12 protein-coding genes and 1 pseudogene are annotated in these 19,482 nt (G+C 60.9%); all 13 read left to right on the top strand.

Going from position 1 to position 19,482, the window contains the following annotated elements:
• Positions 1 to 14: 14 nt before the first annotated feature.
• The gene (gene tssA, locus ACW9IN_RS04805; protein WP_457364803.1) at positions 15 to 1,034 is read left to right on the top strand and encodes a type VI secretion system protein TssA; all 1,020 of its coding nucleotides are present in this window, start codon (positions 15 to 17) and stop codon (positions 1,032 to 1,034) included.
• 54 nt (positions 1,035 to 1,088) lie between these two features.
• Positions 1,089 to 1,595 (top strand): type VI secretion system contractile sheath small subunit, encoded by a 507-nt coding sequence (gene tssB / locus ACW9IN_RS04800; protein WP_010207547.1) that lies wholly within the window; start codon positions 1,089 to 1,091, stop codon positions 1,593 to 1,595.
• A 2-nt stretch (positions 1,596 to 1,597) separates the two neighbouring features.
• On the top strand, positions 1,598 to 3,094 hold the full coding sequence (gene tssC / locus ACW9IN_RS04795) for a type VI secretion system contractile sheath large subunit (RefSeq protein WP_248748435.1): 1,497 nt from the start codon (positions 1,598 to 1,600) through the stop codon (positions 3,092 to 3,094).
• Positions 3,095 to 3,266: 172 nt separating this feature from the next.
• Positions 3,267 to 3,755, top strand: a complete 489-nt coding sequence (locus ACW9IN_RS04790) for an Hcp family type VI secretion system effector (RefSeq protein ID WP_457364802.1) — start codon at positions 3,267 to 3,269, stop codon at positions 3,753 to 3,755.
• 78 nt (positions 3,756 to 3,833) lie between these two features.
• Positions 3,834 to 4,349, top strand: a complete 516-nt coding sequence (tssE, locus tag ACW9IN_RS04785) for a type VI secretion system baseplate subunit TssE (RefSeq protein ID WP_457364801.1) — start codon at positions 3,834 to 3,836, stop codon at positions 4,347 to 4,349.
• Entirely contained in the window at positions 4,346 to 6,205 is a 1,860-nt protein-coding gene (gene tssF, locus ACW9IN_RS04780) for a type VI secretion system baseplate subunit TssF (RefSeq protein WP_457364800.1), read from the top strand. Before tssE ends, tssF begins: the two co-directional genes overlap by 4 nt.
• Entirely contained in the window at positions 6,169 to 7,212 is a 1,044-nt protein-coding gene (gene tssG / locus ACW9IN_RS04775; RefSeq protein ID WP_457364799.1) for a type VI secretion system baseplate subunit TssG, read from the top strand. Before tssF ends, tssG begins: the two co-directional genes overlap by 37 nt.
• Entirely contained in the window at positions 7,205 to 9,883 is a 2,679-nt protein-coding gene (gene tssH, locus ACW9IN_RS04770) for a type VI secretion system ATPase TssH (RefSeq protein ID WP_457364798.1), read from the top strand. The genes tssG and tssH overlap by 8 nt, the downstream gene beginning before the upstream one ends.
• A gap of 94 nt (positions 9,884 to 9,977) precedes the next feature.
• The gene (locus ACW9IN_RS04765) at positions 9,978 to 11,921 is read left to right on the top strand and encodes a type VI secretion system Vgr family protein (RefSeq protein WP_457364797.1); all 1,944 of its coding nucleotides are present in this window, start codon (positions 9,978 to 9,980) and stop codon (positions 11,919 to 11,921) included.
• Positions 11,922 to 11,936: 15 nt separating this feature from the next.
• Entirely contained in the window at positions 11,937 to 12,371 is a 435-nt protein-coding gene (locus ACW9IN_RS04760) for a DcrB-related protein (RefSeq protein ID WP_457364796.1), read from the top strand.
• Between the two features lie 12 nt (positions 12,372 to 12,383).
• Complete coding sequence (locus ACW9IN_RS04755; protein ID WP_457364795.1) at positions 12,384 to 16,769, top strand: RHS repeat-associated core domain-containing protein; 4,386 nt, start codon at positions 12,384 to 12,386, stop codon at positions 16,767 to 16,769.
• 21 nt (positions 16,770 to 16,790) lie between these two features.
• Positions 16,791 to 17,438: a hypothetical protein gene (locus ACW9IN_RS04750; RefSeq protein ID WP_457364794.1), complete on the top strand. Its 648-nt coding sequence runs from the start codon at positions 16,791 to 16,793 to the stop codon at positions 17,436 to 17,438.
• Positions 17,439 to 18,511: 1,073 nt separating this feature from the next.
• Positions 18,512 to 19,335 (top strand): annotated as a pseudogene (locus ACW9IN_RS04745) (RHS repeat domain-containing protein); the annotation flags it as partial.
• Positions 19,336 to 19,482: the final 147 nt, after the last annotated feature.

Raw genomic sequence — 19,482 nt, 5'->3', positions numbered from 1 at the left:
GGAGATCGATTTCAGTGGATGTGCCGTTGCTGCTCACCGCCGTTTCCGCGACTTCGCCGTGTGGTGAAGACATGGAATATGACGCGCAATTTCTGCAATTGGAGCGTGATGCCAAGGGCCAGCCCGAACGCAGCATGGGCGACTCGATCCTGCCCGCTGAACCACCGGAATGGCGCAGCATCCAGCAGCAAAGCCTCGACTTGTTGCAGCGCAGCAAAGACCTGCGCATCACCCATTTTCTGCTGCAAAGTTCCCTCGCCCTCCAGGGTGTCGCCGGGCTGGCCGAAGTCCTCACACTGATCGACGCGTTGCTGCGCGAATACTGGGCCGACCTGCACCCGCGCCTGGATGCCGACGACGATAACGACCCCACGGTGCGCATCAACGCGCTGTCCGGCCTGACCGGCGACACGACCATTCGTCTGCTGCGCGAAAGCATCCTCACCCGTTCGCGCACCTTCGGTCCCGTGAGCCTGCGTGCTGCGCTCAACGCCAGCGGCCTGCTGAGCTTCCCCGACGAACAACTCGGCGCCCAGCAACTCAACGCTGCGTTCCTCGACAGCGACCCCGAACAACTGCAAGCCACCCGCGACGCCCTGATTGCGGCGCGCGCGGCCTGCGAAGCCATCGAACAGCAGGTCAACGACCAGGTCGGCTCGGCCCAGGGCGTGGACCTCAGTGCCCTGAAGCAACCGCTCAAACAGGCGTTGCAGCTACTCAATCAAGCGGTGCCCGGCACCGACAGCAGCAGCGAACCCGAGACCGTCAGTGACGACGATGCCCCCTCGGCCGACTTCGCTGCGGCCCCCGCAGTTGCTCGCCCCGTTGGCGATATCGCCAGTCGCGACGATGTGCTGCGCAGCCTCGACAAGATCCTTGCGTACTACACCCGGCACGAGCCTTCGAGCCCGCTGCCGGTGCTGTTGAACCGGGCGAAGAATCTGGTGCACGCCGACTTCGCGGCCATCGTGCGCAACCTGATTCCCGACGGCATGTCCCAATTTGAAAACCTGCGCGGGCCGGACGGCGAGTAAACCGCCTGACCGTGCAGTAACAACACCGTCGCTCAAGCGACCAGGAGCAGCAACGTGGCGAAGCAAAGTTCTCAGAAATTCATCGCGCGCAACCGTGCGCCTCGAGTGCAGATCGAGTACGACGTCGAGCTTTACGGCGCCGAGAAAAAGGTCCAGCTGCCCTTCGTGATGGGCGTGATGGCCGACCTCGCCGGCAAGCCCGCCGAACCGCTCGCGCCCGTGGCCGACCGCAAGTTTCTTGAAGTGGACGTCGACAACTTCGACTCGCGCCTCAAGGCCATGCAGCCGCGCGTGGCGTTCCACGTGCCGAACGAGCTGACCGGCGAAGGCAACCTGAGCCTGGACATCACCTTCGAAAGCATGGACGACTTCAGCCCGGCCGCCGTGGCCCGCAAGGTCGACTCGCTGAACCAACTGCTCGAAGCCCGCACCCAGCTGGCCAACCTGCTGACCTACATGGACGGCAAGACCGGCGCTGAAGAAATCATCATGAAGGCGATCAAGGACCCGGCACTGCTCCAGGCACTTGCCAGTGCGCCCAAGCCTGCAGGGGACCAGTAATCATGACCGACAATACCGCCCGCGAAGGCAGCCAGATCCTGGGTGCCACCGAAGAAGCCAGCGAGTTCGCCAACCTGCTGCTGCAAGAGTTCAAGCCCAAGACCGAGCGTGCCCGCGAAGCCGTGGAAACCGCCGTGCGCACCCTGGCCGAACAGGCCCTGGCGCAAACCGACCTGGTGTCCAATGACGCGATCAAGTCGATCGAATCGATCATCGCCGCCATCGACGCCAAGCTGACCGCCCAGGTCAACCAGATCATCCATCACCAGGATTTCCAGCAGCTGGAAAGCGCCTGGCGTGGCCTGCACTACCTGGTCAACAACACCGAGAGCGATGAGCAGCTCAAGATCCGCGTGCTCAACATCTCCAAGCCGGACCTGCACAAGACCCTGAAGAAATTCAAGGGCACCGCGTGGGACCAGAGCCCGATCTTCAAGAAGATGTACGAAGAAGAATACGGCCAGTTCGGTGGCGAACCTTACGGTTGTCTGGTGGGCGACTACTACTTCGACCAGTCGCCTCCCGACGTGGAGCTGCTGGGCGAGCTGTCGAAAGTCTGCGCCGCCATGCACTCCCCGTTCATCGCTGCGGCCTCGCCGACCGTGATGGGCATGGGCTCGTGGCAGGAACTGTCGAACCCGCGTGACCTGACCAAGATCTTCACCACCCCGGAATACGCCGGCTGGCGCTCATTGCGTGAATCGGAAGACTCGCGCTACATCGGCCTGACCATGCCGCGCTTCCTGGCGCGCCTGCCGTATGGCGCCAAGACCGACCCGGTGGAAGCTTTCGCCTTCGAAGAAAACACCGACGGCGCCGACAGCTCCAAGTACACCTGGGCCAACGCTGCCTACGCGATGGCGGTGAACATCAACCGTTCGTTCAAGCACTACGGCTGGTGCTCGCGCATCCGTGGCGTGGAGTCCGGCGGTGAGGTGGAAAACCTGCCAGCCCACACCTTCCCCACCGATGACGGTGGCGTGGACATGAAGTGCCCGACCGAAATCGCCATCAGCGACCGCCGTGAAGCGGAGTTGGCGAAGAACGGTTTCATGCCGCTGCTGCACAAGAAAAACACCGACTTCGCCGCGTTCATCGGTGCGCAGTCGTTGCAGAAACCGGCCGAATACGACGACCCGGACGCCACCGCCAACGCCAACCTGGCGGCGCGCCTGCCGTACCTGTTCGCCACGTGCCGTTTCGCCCATTACTTGAAGTGCATCGTGCGCGACAAGATCGGTTCCTTCAAAGAGAAGGACGAGATGCAGCGCTGGTTGCAGGACTGGATCCTCAACTACGTCGACGGCGACCCGGCGCACTCCACCGAAACCACCAAGGCCCAGCACCCGCTCGCGGCCGCCGAGGTGATCGTGGAAGAAGTCGAAGGCAACCCGGGTTACTACAACTCCAAGTTCTACCTGCGCCCGCACTACCAGCTCGAAGGGCTGACCGTGTCGTTGCGCCTGGTATCGAAGCTGCCTTCGGCGAAAAGCGCGTAAGTAGCTGTTGAACCGGCTCTTCTGTGGGAGCCGGGCTTGCCCGCGATGCAGGCGGCGCGGTCCGGCAGGCAGGTCGCGGTGATGCCATCGCAGGCAAGCCAGCTCCCACAGAAAAGCAAAGCCCCACTGGGCTTAACCAAATATCGTGGCACGGGCCACACAGGGAGAAAACATGGCTGTTGATATCTTCATCAAGATCGGCGACATCAAAGGCGAGTCCATGGACAAGGTCCACAAGGACGAGATCGACGTGCTGAACTGGAGCTGGGGCATGGCCCAGTCCGGCAACATGCACGTCGGTGGTGGCGGCGGCGCGGGCAAGGTGAATATCCAGGACCTGTCGCTGACCAAGTACGTCGACAAGGCCTCGCCGAACCTGATGATGCACTGTGCCAGCGGCAAGCACATCGACAAGGTCAAGCTGACCGTGCGCAAGGCCGGCGGTGAAAGCCAGGTCGAGTACATGGTGATCAACCTGGAAGAAGTGCTGGTCACCTCGCTGAGCACCGGCGGTTCGGGCACCGATGATCGCCTGACCGAGAACGTCACCCTGAACTTCGCCCAGGTGATGGTCGACTACCAGCCGCAGAAAGCCGACGGCACCAAAGACGGCGGCGCGATCAAGTTTGGCTGGAACATCCGTTCCAACACCAAGCGCTGATAGCTCGGGTGGCCGTGGCCGCGCGCCACGGCCACCGTGTTTTTGTCCCTCTCGCAACCCGTCCGTGGAGCTGCTTTGGTGATCACTGAAATCGCTTCCCGCGACCGTCTGCAACCGTCCCTGCTGGACCGGCTGACCGACGACGATCCGACCAACCCCAAGGAAAGCGCCGACAAACGTGTGCTGTCCCTGACCCAATTGAAAGCCTCGGTGCTGCGCGACCTGGCGTGGCTGCTCAACACCACCTCGTTGCTCGGCGCCGATGCCACGCTGCATACCCCGGCGGGAACGTCGGTGGTCAATTACGGCCTGCCGGCACTGGCGGGCAACAGCGTCTCCAGCGTGGACATCAAGGCGCTGGAAGCCTTGATCTATCAGGCCATCGCCACCTTCGAGCCACGGATCTTGCGCCACACACTGCGCGTGAAAGCCCGTGTCGGCCATGACGAAATGAACCACAACGCCCTGAGTTTCGAGATCGAAGGCGACCTGTGGGCACAGCCGGTGCCGTTGCGCCTGCTGCTGCAAACCGACCTGGACCTGGAGTCCGGCCATGTGCGCGTGGTGAACGCCGACCAGCGGAGACGCCCATGAATCCGCGCCTGCTGGAGCTGTACAACCAGGAACTGCACCACGTGCGCGAAAGCGCCGCCGAGTTCGCCAAGGAATACCCGAAGATCGCCAGTCGGCTGACCCTGTCCGGCATGGACTGCGCCGACCCGTATGTCGAACGTTTGCTCGAAGGCTTTGCCTACCTCACCGCCCGCGTGCAGCTCAAACTCGACGCCGAGTACCCGACCTTCACCCACAACTTGCTGGAAATCGCCTATCCGCACTACCTGGCACCGACGCCGTCGATGACCGTGGTGCAATTGCAGACCGACCCGGATGAAGGCTCCCTCGCCGACGGTTTTCCATTACCACGCGACAGCGTATTGCGGGCTGCCCTGGGCCGCGAAACCCAGACCTGCTGCGAGTACCGCACCGCGCACCCGGTGACGCTGTGGCCGCTGCAAGTCAGCAACGCCGAGTACTTCGGCAACCCCGCCGCCGTGCTGGGCCGCCTGGCCGCCAGCGAACCGAAGGCCAAGGCCGGCTTGCGCCTGACCCTGCGTACCGGCGCCGAATTGCCGTTCAACAGCCTGGCCCTGGACAACCTGCCGCTGTACCTCAGTGGCGCCGATGAGCAGCCATTCCGTCTCTACGAGCAACTGCTGGGCAATGCCTGCGCGGTGTTCGCACGCAAACCCGGCGGTGACTGGGTGGAACGCCTGCCGCCGGACGCCCTGCGCTCCCGGGGTTTCGACGATGCCGACGCGGCCATGCCGGTCGTCGCACGCGCCTTCCAGGGCTATCGGCTGTTGCAGGAATACTTTGCCCTGCCCCATCGCTTCCTGTTCGTGGAGTTCGCCGAGCTGAGCCGTGCGGTCAAGCGCTGCGACGGTCAGGAGCTGGAGCTGATCGTGTTGTTCGACCGTCACGAGCAGAGCCTGGAAGGCAGCGTCGGCGCAGCGCAGTTCCTGCCGTTCTGCACGCCGGCAATCAACCTGTTTCCCAAACGGGTGGATCGTATCCACTTGTCCGACCGGGTCAACGAACACCATGTGATCGCCGACCGCACGCGACCGATGGATTTCGAGATTCACTCCCTGAGCGGTTTAACCGGACATGGCACCGGCCCCGAACAGCCATTCCTGCCGTTCTACGCGGTGCGCGATCCCTCGCGGTATGGCCGCGACCAGGCGTATTACACCGTACGACGCGAGCCACGGGTGTTGTCCAGCGACCAGCGCCGCAACGGCCCGCGCTCCACTTACGTGGGCAGCGAAACCTTTGTCAGCCTGGTCGACAGCCAGCAAGCGCCCTACCGCCACGACCTGCGCCAGCTCGGCGTGACGGCGCTGTGCACCAACCGCGACCTGCCGCTGTTCATGAGCGTGGGCAACGGCAAGACCGACTTCACCCTGGCCGACAGCGCACCGGTGCTGGCGGTACGTTGCGTGGCCGGCCCCAGTCGCCCGCGCGCCAGCCATGCCCACGACGCCAAGGCCTGGCGCCTGATCAGCCAGCTCTCGCTCAATTACCTGTCCCTGAGCGAACAGGGCCAGGGCGCCGGCGCCTTGCGCGAACTGCTGCGCCTGTATGGCGACAGCAATGACGCGGCCCTGCAATTGCAGATCGAGGGCCTGCGCGAAGTCAGCAGCAAAGCGGTGACCCGGCGCCTGCCGATGCCTGGCCCGATCGTGTTTGGTCGCGGCCTGGAGATCACCCTGGAATTCGATGAAAACGCGTTTCGCGGCACCGGCGTGTTCCTGCTTGGTGCGGTACTGGAGCGCTTCCTGGCACGCTACGTGTCGATCAACAGTTTTACCGAGACGGTGATCCGTACCACCGAACGCGGCGAGATCATGCGATGGAAAGCCAAGCCCGGGCGTCGTCCGACCCTGTGAACACACTGGATGCGATGCATCAGGAGCCCTGGGAATACGATTTCTTCCAGGCGCTGCGGCGTATCGAGTGCGAATCGCCGAATTTGCCGCGCCTGGGCCATTCCCTGCGTCTGGCGGATGACCCGCTGCGACTTGGGCAGCAAGCCGATTGCACCTTCGCCCCCGCCACCCTGGCGGCGGTCGATCCCGGCGGCGACGGCAAACCCGCGCGCCTGGAACAGTTCTTTTTCGGCCTCGGTGGCCCCAACGGCCCGCTGCCGCTGCATATCACCGAATACGTGCGCGAGCGCCAGCGCAACAACGCCGACAGCACCAGCAAACAGTTTCTGGACGTGTTCCACCATCGCCTGCTGAGCCTGTTTTACCGGGCCTGGGCCGAAGCGCGCCCGACCATCAGCCACGACCGCCCGGATGACGACTATTGGTCGGCGCGCCTCGCGGCGTTGAGTGGCCGGGGCATGCCGAGCCTGCTCAACCAAGGGCTGATTCCCGACACGGCGAAGCTGCATTACAGCGGCCACCTGGCGGCGCAAACCCGCTACCCGGACGGTTTGAAGGCGATCCTCAGCGAGTATTTCGGTCTGCCGGTGCAGATCGAAGAATACGTCGGCCAATGGCTGGAGTTGCCCGAGCGCAGCCGCGTCAGCGTGAGCGCCAACCGCTTGGGCGTGGACTTTTGCCTGGGCAGCTTCGTGTGGGACCGCCAGCATAAATTCCGTATCCGCCTCGGCCCGCTCAAGCTCGATGACTACATGGGCATGCTGCCCGGCCAGCAGCCGTTCAACGAGCTGGTGGCGTGGGTGGCCGAATACCTGGGCCATGAATTGGACTGGGACCTGAACCTGGTCCTGCAACAACCCGAAGTCCCGGCGCTGCAACTGAACGGCCAGTTCCGCCTGGGCTTCAACACCTGGCTCGGCCAGCCCGAGCGAGACGCCAACGACCTAATCCTGGCCCGGCACTACGCCGATCGGGCCACCACCTCAAGGAATCCAGAGCATGGGTGAAATCAGTCGCGCCGCACTGTTCGGCAAACTCAACAGCGTGGCCTACAAGGCCATCGAAGCCGCCACCGTGTTCTGCAAACTGCGGGGCAACCCGTACGTGGAACTGGCCCATTGGTTTCATCAGTTGCTGCAACTGCAGGACTCGGACCTGCATCGCATCATTCGTCAGTTCAACGTGGAGCCGGCGCGCCTGGCCCGCGACCTGACCGAAGCCCTGGACCGCCTGCCGCGCGGCTCGACGTCGATCACCGACCTGTCATCCCACGTAGAGGAAGCGGTCGAACGTGGCTGGGTCTACGGCAGCCTGATGTTCGGTGAAAGCCAGGTGCGCACGGGTTACCTGGTGCTCGGAATCTTGAAGACACCAAGCCTGCGCCACGCACTGCTGGGCCTGTCGTCGGAGTTCGACAAGATCAAGGCCGAAGCCCTGAGCGAACGCTTTGATGAATACGTCGGTGATTCGCCGGAAAACGCCTTGAGCGCCAGCGACGGTTTCAATGCCGGCGCCGTGCCGGGCGAAGCCAGCGGGGCCATGGCCCCGAGTGCGATGGGCAAACAGGAAGCCCTCAAGCGCTTTACCGTGGACCTGACCGAACAGGCGCGCACCGGCAAGCTCGACCCGATCGTGGGCCGTGATGAAGAGATTCGCCAACTGGTGGATATCCTCATGCGTCGCCGCCAGAACAACCCGATCCTCACCGGCGAAGCTGGCGTGGGCAAGACTGCCGTGGTCGAAGGCTTCGCGCTGCGCATCGTCGCCGGCGACGTGCCGCCAGCCCTGAAAGACGTGGAACTGCGCAGCCTCGACGTAGGCCTGCTGCAAGCCGGCGCCAGCATGAAAGGCGAGTTCGAACAGCGCCTGCGCCAGGTTATCGAAGACGTGCAGGCCTCGCCCAAGCCGATCATTCTGTTTATCGACGAAGCCCACACCCTGGTGGGTGCCGGTGGTGCAGCGGGCACCGGTGACGCGGCCAACCTGCTCAAGCCGGCCCTGGCGCGCGGCACCTTGCGCACCGTGGCCGCCACCACCTGGGCCGAGTACAAGAAGCACATCGAGAAAGACCCGGCCCTGACCCGTCGCTTCCAGGTGGTGCAGGTGGCCGAACCGTCGGAAGACAAGGCATTGCTGATGATGCGTGGCGTGGCGTCGACCATGGAACAGCATCACCAGGTGCAGATCCTCGACGAAGCGCTGGAAGCTTCGGTGAAGCTGTCCCACCGCTACATCCCTGCGCGCCAGTTGCCGGACAAATCCGTGAGTTTGCTGGACACGGCCTGCGCCCGCGTCGCCATCAGCCTGCACGCAGTGCCGGCGGAAGTGGACGACAGCCGTCGCCGCATCGAGGCCCTGGAAACCGAATTGCAGATCATCGCCCGCGAGCATGCCATTGGCATTGCGATTGGTGCGCGTCAGACCAACACTGAGGCGTTGTTGAGCACTGAGCGCGAGCGCCTGGCGACCCTGGAAAGCCGTTGGGCCGAAGAGAAGGCCCTGGTGGACGAGCTGCTCGCCACGCGGGCAACCCTGCGCGAAAAAGCGGGCGTGGTGGACAGTGCTGCCGGTAACAACGAGAACGACGAGCTGCGCGCGCAATTGGTCGATCTGCAACAGCGCCTCAGCGCCCTGCAAGGCGAAGCACCGCTGATCCTGCCAACCGTGGATTACCAGGCCGTGGCCTCGGTGGTCGCCGACTGGACAGGCATTCCGGTGGGCCGCATGGCGCGCAACGAGCTGGAGACGGTGCTCAACCTCGATAAGCACCTGAAGAAACGCATCATCGGCCAGGACCATGCCCTGGAGATGATCGCCAAGCGCATCCAGACTTCCCGCGCCGGCCTCGACAACCCGAGCAAGCCGATTGGTGTGTTCATGCTCGCCGGCACCTCGGGCGTGGGCAAGACCGAAACCGCCCTGGCCTTGGCCGAAGCCATGTACGGCGGTGAGCAGAACGTGATCACCATCAACATGAGCGAGTTCCAGGAAGCCCACACCGTGTCGACCCTCAAGGGCGCGCCACCGGGTTATATCGGCTACGGCGAAGGCGGTGTGCTGACCGAAGCGGTACGGCGCAAACCCTACAGCGTGGTGCTGCTGGACGAAGTGGAAAAAGCCCACCCGGACGTGCATGAGATCTTCTTCCAGGTCTTCGACAAGGGCGTGATGGAAGACGGCGAAGGCCGGGTGATCGACTTCAAGAACACCCTGATCCTGCTGACCACCAATGCCGGCACCGAGCTGATTTCCCACGTCTGCAAAGACCCGGCGAACATTCCCGAGCCGGAAGAGATCGCCAAAGCCCTGCGCCAGCCGCTGCTGGAAATCTTCCCGCCAGCGTTGCTCGGCCGCCTGGTGACCATCCCTTACTACCCGCTGAGCGACGAGATGCTCAAGGCGATCACCCGCTTGCAGCTCAACCGCATCAAGAAGCGCGTGGAGAACACCCACAAGGTGGCCTTCGATTACGACGACGCGGTGGTCGACCTGATCGTTTCGCGCTGCACCGAGACCGAAAGCGGCGGGCGCATGATCGACACGATCCTCACCAACAGCCTGCTACCGGACATGAGCCGTGAATTCCTCACGCGCATGCTGGAGGGCAAGGCGTTGGCGGGGGTGCGGATCAGCAGTCGGGATAACGAATTGCACTACGCCTTCAGCGACGCCGAATAACTATTGTTGGAATACGGTCAGTGTGGGAGCTGGCAAGCCTGCTCCCACATTTGAGCCGGTTCCGTCAGTGACAACGGTATTTACGGGACAACCGATGCTATTCAACCAAGCCTCACGACTGGCCAAGATCACCAGCCCCCTCGGGCCGGATGTGCTGCTGCTCAATGAAATGGGCGGCGGTGAAGAGCTGGGGCGGCTGTTCAATTACGAGCTGCAACTGACGTCCCTGGACGCCAACATCGACCTCAACCAGTTGCTCGGCAAGCCCATGAGCGTTGGCCTGCAACTGGCGGACGGCGGTGAGCGGCACTTCCACGGCATCGTCGCGCGGTGCAGCCAGAACATCGACCAGGGCCAGTTCGCCAGTTACCAGGTGACCCTGCGCCCGTGGCTGTGGTTGCTCAGTCGCACGTCGGACTGCCGGATTTTCCAGAACCTGAGCATTCCGCAGATCATCAAGCAGGTGTTCCGCGACCTGGGCTTTTCCGACTTCGAAGACGCGCTGAGCCGACCGTACCGCGAGTGGGAATACTGCGTGCAGTACCGCGAGACCAGTTTCGATTTCGTCAGCCGCCTGATGGAACAGGAAGGCATCTACTATTTCTTCCGCCACGAACAGGACCGCCATGTGCTGGTGCTGGCCGATGCCTACGGCGCCCACACCACGGTGCCGGGCTATGCGTCGATTCCGTACTACCCCAAGGACGAGCAGCAGCGCGAACGCGACCACATGCACAACTGGCACCTGGCGCAGGAAGTACAACCGGGTTCGCTGGAGCTCAACGACTACGACTTCCAGCGCCCCAGCGCCAGCATCGACGTGCGTTCGGCCATGCCACGCCCGCACACCGCCGGCGACTATCCGCTGTACGACTATCCCGGTACCTACGTGCAAAGCGAGGACGGCGAACACTACGCACGCACCCGCATCGAAGCGCTGCAAACCCTGCATGAACAGATCGAGTTCGCCGGCAATGCACGCGGTCTGGGCTCGGGGCATTTGTTCAGCCTGACCGGCTTCAGCCGCCAGGACCAGAACCGCGAATACCTGATCGTGGGCTGTCGCTACTACATCGTTCAGGAAAGCCTGGAAAGCGGCAGCGGCGCAGGCGGCGCGCAGTTCGAAAGCAGCCTGACGTGCATCGACGCCCAGCAAAGCTTCCGCCCGCTGGCGAGTACCCACCGGCCCATCGTCAAAGGCCCGCAGACCGCGTTGGTGGTCGGCCCCAAAGGCGAGGAAATCTGGACCGACCAGTATGGCCGCGTGAAAGTGCACTTCTACTGGGACCGTCATGACCAATCCAACGAAAACAGCTCGTGCTGGATTCGTGTGTCGCAGTCCTGGGCCGGCAAGAACTGGGGCTCGATGCAGATTCCACGGATCGGCCAGGAAGTGATCGTGAGCTTCCTTGAAGGCGACCCCGATCGGCCGATCATCACGGGCCGGGTGTACAACGCCGAGCAGACCGTGCCTTACGATCTGCCGGAAAACGCCACCCAGAGCGGCATGAAAAGCCGTTCGAGCAAAGGCGGCACGCCGGCCAACTTCAATGAAATCCGCATGGAAGACAAGAAGGGCCTGGAGCAGTTGTATATCCACGCCGAGCGCAACCAGGACATCGTGGTCGAGGTGGATGAGACCCATGCGGTGGGGCATGACCGCACCAAGAGCGTGGGCCGCGACGAAACCGTGACCATCGGCTCGACGCGCCTGCGGGCGGTGAAGGATTACGACATCCTGGTGGTGGGTGACAAAAAGACCGACAGCATCAGCAAAAGCTACGTGATCGAAGTGGGCGAAAATCTGCGCCTGGTCTGCGGCGAAAGCGTGCTGGAGCTCAACGCCAGTGGCCAGATCAACCTGACCGGGGTGCAGATCAGTTTCTATGCCAGTGGCGATGCCGAATTCAATACCGGCGGCGTGCTGCACTTGAACAACGGCGGCGGTGCCGGCGCCTCGCCCGAGGGCCAGGGGGTCAAGGCCAGCATCGACTCCAGCGTCAACGCCATGTTCCCGCCGCCCAAGAGCCCATCCTGACGAGACCTGTTTTCCATGACGTACCGCATCAACGAATTCCAGTTTCAACTGCCGGCGACCGAGTTGCAGGACGCGACGATCAATATCCTCAAGTTCCCCGAACTGGGCACTTCATTGATCATCAGCCGCAGCCTGCTGGCCGACGGCGAAACCCTGCACAGCAATTTCAAGGACCAGCTCGAACGCCTGGAAAAACAGGTGCAGGACCTGCGTTGCCAACCCAGCGTCAGCGTGCGCCTGGGCACGGCCCAGGAGATCGAGGGCATCGAGCTGCGCAGCCAGTTCAACAAGGGCAATGACAAGGTGTTCCAGTATCAGTTGGCACTGGTGATACCGGGTACGCGCAAGATGCTTGCGCTGAGTTATGTGAAGGCGGAAAAACTCGGGGATGCCGAGGCTGCGCACTGGGCCTTGATCAAAAACTCGCTGTCGTTCGACGCTATCTCCTGATGAGCTGCCTGCATGTCTGACGCGCTCTGGGCAGCCCGGATGGGCGACGCACTTTCCCACACCTCGATGATGGCCGACATCCTCGGCGGTGTGCTGGAGGTGGCGGCCAACATCGCGATCACCGCCGTGGCGACGGCTGCGGTGGTGGCCGCCACCGGGATCACTGTCGCCACCGGCGGGCTTGGCTGCTTCCTGTTGGGCGCCGTGGTAGGCACGATTGTCGGCCTGGCCATGAGCAAGACGGGGGCGGACAAAGGCCTGACGAATTTATGCGACAGCTTCAGCAACGCGCTGTTTCCACCCACGGTGCAGGCGAACATTCTGACCGGCTCCACTGACACTCTCACCAACAACATTCCGGCGGCCCGCGCCGCCGGCGCGATCAGTTCCCACGTCGCGCCAGCGGGCACCGAGTTGGAAGAGCCCGCGCCGGAACCCAGCTACCTGGACATGGCCGAGAGCTTCTTCTCGCAGATGTGGCGCCCGACCGTCGCCACGCCTGCGCCTGGCGCTGTGCCCAAGCCGCTGGACATGGTCACGTGCATGAAGCATCCACCGATGCCGCCGCAGTTTCTGGCCGAGGGTTCGGACAAGGTCACGATCAACGGCCAGCCGGCGGTGCGCAGTGGCGACCGCAGCACCTGCGATGCGACGGTGGTGTCGTCGGGGCTGATCTCTTCCAACGTGACCATCGGCGGCGGCTCGGTGGTGGTGCGCGAAATTCGCAGCGGCAAGACCCCGGGCGTCGGCCTGGCGGTCACGGCGCTGCTGATGCTCAAGGGCGGCAAGGGCAAGTTCTTCAGCAAGCTGCCGTGCATGCTGATCGGCGGGGCGACCTCAATGGCCGTCAGCAGTGCCATGGGCGCGCTGGCCAACGCGGCGCTCGGCTCGTCGAACCCGGTGCACGCCGCCACAGGCGCCAAGGTGCTGGGTGATGTCGAGGAGCTGGATTTCGTGCTGCCCGGCATCCTGCCGATCGACTGGCAACGCTTCTACAACAGTCGCGATGAACGCCCGGGCGAGCTGTTCGGCGCCGGCTGGAGCGTGCCCTATGAAGTGTGCGTGGAAATCCGCCCCCATCCTGAAGGCGGTGAGACGCTGATCTATACCGACGAACAGGGCCGCGCCATCGATATGGGCTGGATTGCCTTGGGCGGCGCCGTGTTCAGCGCCGGTGAAGGGCTGGCGGTACGGCGCCACCTCAATGGGCAGTTGCTGATCGAAAGCGACGATGGCCTGTACCGTTTGTTCGAACCCACGGCCAACCCGTCGCGGCTGCGCCTGAGCCAGTTGGGCGACCGCAACGACAACCGGATCCATGTCGACTACGACGACGGCGGACGCCTGGTGCGGCTGCGCGACACGTTTGATCAGGTGCAGGTAGAGTTGATCCGCGATCAGGGCCGACTGGCACGCATTGAACGCCTGTACCCCGACCAACGTCGCGAAGTGCTGGTGAGCTATGGTTTGGACGCAGCAGGGAGCTTGACTGAAGTACGCGATGCGACCGACCAGGTGCAGCGCCGCTTCGCTTACGACAGTGGGCGCCGGATGGTGGAGCATCAACTGCCCAGTGGATTGCGTTGTTTTTATGAGTGGGCGCTGGTTGAAGGTGTGGAATGGCGTGTGGTCCGGCACTGGACCGATGACGGCGACGCCTATCAGTTCGACTATGACCTGCAAGCCGGCCTTACGCGCATCACCGATGGTTTGCAGCGTGTCAGCACGCGGCAGTGGAACACCCAGCATCAGATCACGCAGTACAGCGACACCCTCGGCCAGACCTGGCGCTTTGAGTGGAACGACGAGCGCCAGTTGCTCAGCGCCACCGACCCCCAGGGTGGGCGCTATGAATACAGCTACGATGAGGCCGGCAACCTGATCGGCGAGACCGACCCGTTGGGCCGCAGCGATTCGACCCAGTGGCTGGAGCATTGGGCCTTGCCGCTGGTGGAAGCCGATGCCGCCGGCAACAGCTGGCAGTATCGCTACGATTCGCGCGGCAACTGCATTGCCGAGACCGATCCGCTGGGCTACATCACGCGCTATCGCTACGACGACCACGGCCAGGTCGTGGAGATCATCGACGCCACCGGAAAAAGCAAAAAGCTGCGCTGGAACCCGTTCGGGCAACTGACCGAGCACATCGATTGCTCGGGTTACCCCACCCGCTTCGGCTACAACGAGCGAGGCTACTTGCAGGTCATCATCGATGCCCTTGGCGAGCGCACGCAGTTCAGCTACGACGCCCAGGGTCGCTTGCTGGGCACCCAGCTTCCGGACGGGCGCACCGAGCACTACCAACGCAATACCGGCGGCCAACTGATCGCCTACACCGACCCCGTCGGGCACACCACGCTTTACCAGCACAACCGCCGCGGCCTGGTCAGCCAACGCACCGACGCCCATGGCCGGCAGGTGCAGTTCGGTTACGACAGTTACGGGCGGCTGCAGGCCCTGATCAACGAAAACGGCGAGCGCTATCGCTTTGCGTGGGATGCCGGCGATCGCCTGGTCGAACAGCAGGACCTGGACGGCAGCGCCAAGCGTTACCGCTACGATGCGCTGGATAACATCACCGAAGTCACCGCTGTTCCGGCGCCGTACGGCACAGGCCTGTCGCTGGTGCCGGAGGCGCCGCCCGCCCCTATCGTCCATCGGCTGGAACGCGACGCAGTGGGCCGGCTGATCGCCAAGACCACCGACGATGGCCGCACCGAATACACCTATGATGAAGTGGACCAACTGACTGCCGTCACCTTCACCGACGTGCAGGGCAATGCCCAAGCCCTGGGTTTCGCCTATGACGCCATCGGCCAGCTACGCGCCGAACAGAGTGCGGCGGGTGGTCTGGAACACCATTACGACGAACTGGGCAACCTGATCCAGACTCAACTGCCGGATGGCCGCTGGCTCAATCGCTTGTATTACGGCAGCGGCCACTTGCACCAGATCAACCTCGACGGCCAGGTAATCAGCGACTTCGAACGCGACCGCCTGCATCGCGAAGTCCTGCGTACCCAGGGCCAGCTCAGCACCCGCAGCGAATACGACCGCAGCGGCCGCCTGCGCGCCCGCCACCGTCGTCACGCCAGCCAGCCTTCGCTGCTGCCGGCGGCGGCGCAGAAACAATTCGACTATGACCCCGCCGATAACCTGATCGGCAAACTCGACCAGCAACCCACCGGGCAACACCGCCAACTGCTGCACTACGACGCCACCGGCCGCATCATCGCCAGCCAGGACAACCTGCACGGTCAACGCGAAACCTTCGCCTACGATGCGGCCGCCAATCTGTTGGATGGCCCGCAAACCGGCGCAGGGCTGGTGGTGCACAACAAGTTGCTGACCTATCAGGACAAGCGTTATCGCTACGACGCCTTTGGCCGCACGATTGAAAAGCGCAGTACCAGGCGAGGCGTGCAACGCTTTGCCTATGACGCCGAAAGCCGCTTGATCGAAGTGCGCAACGATGACGGCAGCGTCGTGCGAATGACGTACGACCCACTGGGCCGTCGCATCGAAAAAACCGTGCACGGCAGCGATGGGTATCCGCTGGGCGAGACTCGATTCGCGTGGGATGGCTTGCGGTTATTGCAGGAGCAGAAGCACAGCCAGACCAGCCTGTATGTCTACGACGATGATGGCTACGACCCCCTTGCCCGGGTCGACGGCAGTGGCCCGTTGCAGAAGATTCGCTACTACCACAACGACCTGAACGGGTTGCCCGAACAACTCACCGAAGTGGATGGGCACAGCGTCTGGCACGCCACGTATCGGGTGTGGGGCAACACGCTGGAAGAGGTGCGCGAGCCTTACTACATCGAAGAGCAGAACCTGCGGTTTCAGGGGCAGTACCTGGATCGGGAGACGGGGCTGCATTTCAATACGTTCAGGTTTTATGATCCGGATGTGGGGCGGTTTACGACGCCGGATCCGATTGGGTTGGCAGGGGGCATCAATAACTACCTCTATGCCGACAACCCCTTCGGATGGATCGATCCGTCAGGGCTGACATGTGGAGGCAGTGGAAAGGTCCACGGCAACAGTCATGCGAGCAAAAACCCTAATCACGTCTACGTTATTGTTGATACAAGAACAGGGCGGATGATGAAGCCGGGAATCAGCGGGCGTCCGCTAAATAAGAACGGTACATCACCTCGTGCCAACCAACAGGTCAATGTTCTAAACATACCCCAACCTGGGCGTTACAAGGCAGTGATTGTCGAGAAGAACAAAACACGGATTCAAGCAAAAACGACGGAGCAAAAAATCACTGACAAGCACGCGGCAAGAAACAACGGCAACATGCCTTCACCCATTCACAAAAAACCACTGCCGCAGGTTGACACAAGAGATGGCTATCTTAAATTGTATGGCACACCTGATAATCTTTAATTTTTTATAGCGAACATTGCAATGAATCTTAATCTTCTGACCTTGCAAGAAAGTGATATATCCGCAAAGCGTGATGGCATTCGCGTACGTCAACTAAGCCATCATATTACTCAGATATTCATGGAGCTATTGCCCAAAATCGAAATAAATGGGAGTAGTAAAATTGTTGTTTCCTTAGGCCCGCGCGGTGACGAAGATTTATTTGATAACGTGCTAGGTGTCACAAACATTTTCATAGAAAACTTCGACTTTGATAATTTCCTCTCCATGAACAGGGTCAATCAGGACAAACAGTTACTGGAGGAGCTACGCCAAGCATTAATTGCGATTGCAACTAAAAGAGAAAAAAATTCTACAACTGTAAATATTATTAATTCGACGGCTGACGCAGTATTGCAAAGTCATTTTGAGCTAGAGACACAAATTAAAAAACTATCAAAATCCAGCAAAGACAAAAAACGCAAATTTAGCGTCTACAGGATTTTTAGTTCTGCAGTCGGTGAAGGTTGGTATTGTAAAGAAGACAGCAATCAAAAGGAAAAAACCTGGATGCACGAGCTTCCCAGCTTTATTGATCGACAAGACTTTTTTAAAACTGCAGAAATAAATGAAAACGGCTATCACGTCAAGAATCGACTAGGGAAAATAACATTTGAGATATTGTTTTAGAAAATAACTTTTTCTTCAACAATTAACATCACACTTAGGCACGCAGGTCTACTTCAGAGAAAAACAAAAATCTCAATCCGAAAAGACTTGCAATCATGGCTAAAACAAAGAGTCATTTCCGGCTCCTGCGAACACAGCCAAAATGGCCCAAAAGAATAGAATGCGGCGAACCGCTGGTGTTGTGGAGTAATTCAACATCAGCGATGTAAAGCCGAACTGATACACGGGGCAAAAGTCACTATAGAAACTACAGGGCCGCGGCCAAAGCGCTAGGCATCAAACCGAGCAAAATCAAATCCTGTACCTATAAAGAGGCCGCTGCATGAAAACCCTCAAGGCACCTAAACCGGGCGATCTTTTCTACATCCCATTCAGATGAGCCAGGGTTTGTGATTGCCCGCTACATTGAGCTCATCCCTCCTGCACTGGGACATCTGATTGAGGTTTTCGCGAAATTCCACACACAAATACCGACCTCTATCGGAGAGGTGGACACCTCAAAACGTCTGTTTCGACCGATTTTCTGCAGCATGCGTTTTTCAGATATCCCTCGATGGAAGATTCTTTTCAGTGATCCGGACTACAAAAAATCCTCCTCAGGGTATGACAGGATTCAATTCGCGTTTGAGATCGGAAATCTGGACTGGCGGTGTAAGCAAACCAGCATCTGAGGAGCAATTGGCGAATATTGAACCATCTACTTGCTGGCGCATGAATCACATTATCTTCCGAGTAATTGCCCATCTGCGTGGGGCACTAACGGAGGATGAGCCCATGGACTATGAGCGCCTGCCCCACGATTTACGCATAGATAGCGTTACTGCCTCAGAGCGAGTAAACAAGTCCGCACTCCATGCGCAAGAATTATTTGAAGCCCAATAAAAAATAGCCCGCCTACTCAGCCGACCTGCACATTTCTCCCCCTTCGAGACGGTAAATCCCGAAGGGGATCTATTTAATAGATACCCCCGCCGCCGGCTTACCGGACGGCCAAAATGCGAATAGCGGGCTGTTGACGCATAACAAGCTGCTGACAGGTCCAAGGCTCTTAAAGTCGAACAAGGTACGTCTGACGCCACCGCCGTCACGCCAGCCAGCTTTCGCTGCTACCGACGGTGGCGCACAAACAATTCGACTACGACCCGCCGATAACCTGACCTGCAAACTCGGCCAGCAATTGTTGGATGGCCCGCAAACCGGCGCAGGGCTGGTGGTGCACAACAAGCTGCTGACCTATCAGGACAAGCGTTATCGCTACGACGCCTTTGGCCGCACGATTGAAAAGCGCAGTACCAGGCGAGGCGTGCAACGCTTTGCCTATGACGCCGAAAGCCGCTTGATCGAAGTGCGCAACGATGACGGCAGCGTCGTGCGAATGACGTACGACCCACTGGGCCGTCGCATCGAAAAAACCGTGCACGGCAGCGATGGGTATCCGCTGGGCGAGACTCGATTCGCGTGGGATGGCTTGCGGTTATTGCAGGAGCAGAAGCACAGCCAGACCAGCCTGTATGTCTACGACGATGATGGCTACGACCCCCTTGCCCGGGTCGACGGCAGTGGCCCGTTGCAGAAGATTCGCTACTACCACAACGACCTGAACGGGTTGCCCGAACAACTCACCGAAGTGGATGGGCACAGCGTCTGGCACGCCACGTATCGGGTGTGGGGCAACACGCTGGAAGAGGTGCGCGAGCCTTACTACATCGAAGAGCAGAACCTGCGGTTTCAGGGGCAGTACCTGGATCGGGAGACGGGGCTGCATTTCAATACGTTCAGGTTTTATGACCCGGATGTGGGGCGGTTTACGACGCCGGATCCGATTGATCTGGAGGGCGGCCTTAACCTGTATCAATATGCACCCAACTCCTTAACCTGGATTGACCCTTGGGGCCTCAAGACCTGCTATCACAAGCGAACAAAGGCTGAAATCAAAAAAATCCGCGCCAACTTTGACAAGAAGGGCGGTGCCAAAGAGAAATACCTGAAAAAAATGGCCAAAGATCCCAACTCCCTTCAAAAGTACGGGCAGGCTGGGGTAGAT

It is taken from the genome of Pseudomonas sp. SDO5271_S396, from assembly GCF_054071795.1.
The sequence above is the reverse complement of the archived record's forward strand: the minus strand, read 5'-3'. Positions and strand labels throughout refer to the sequence as shown.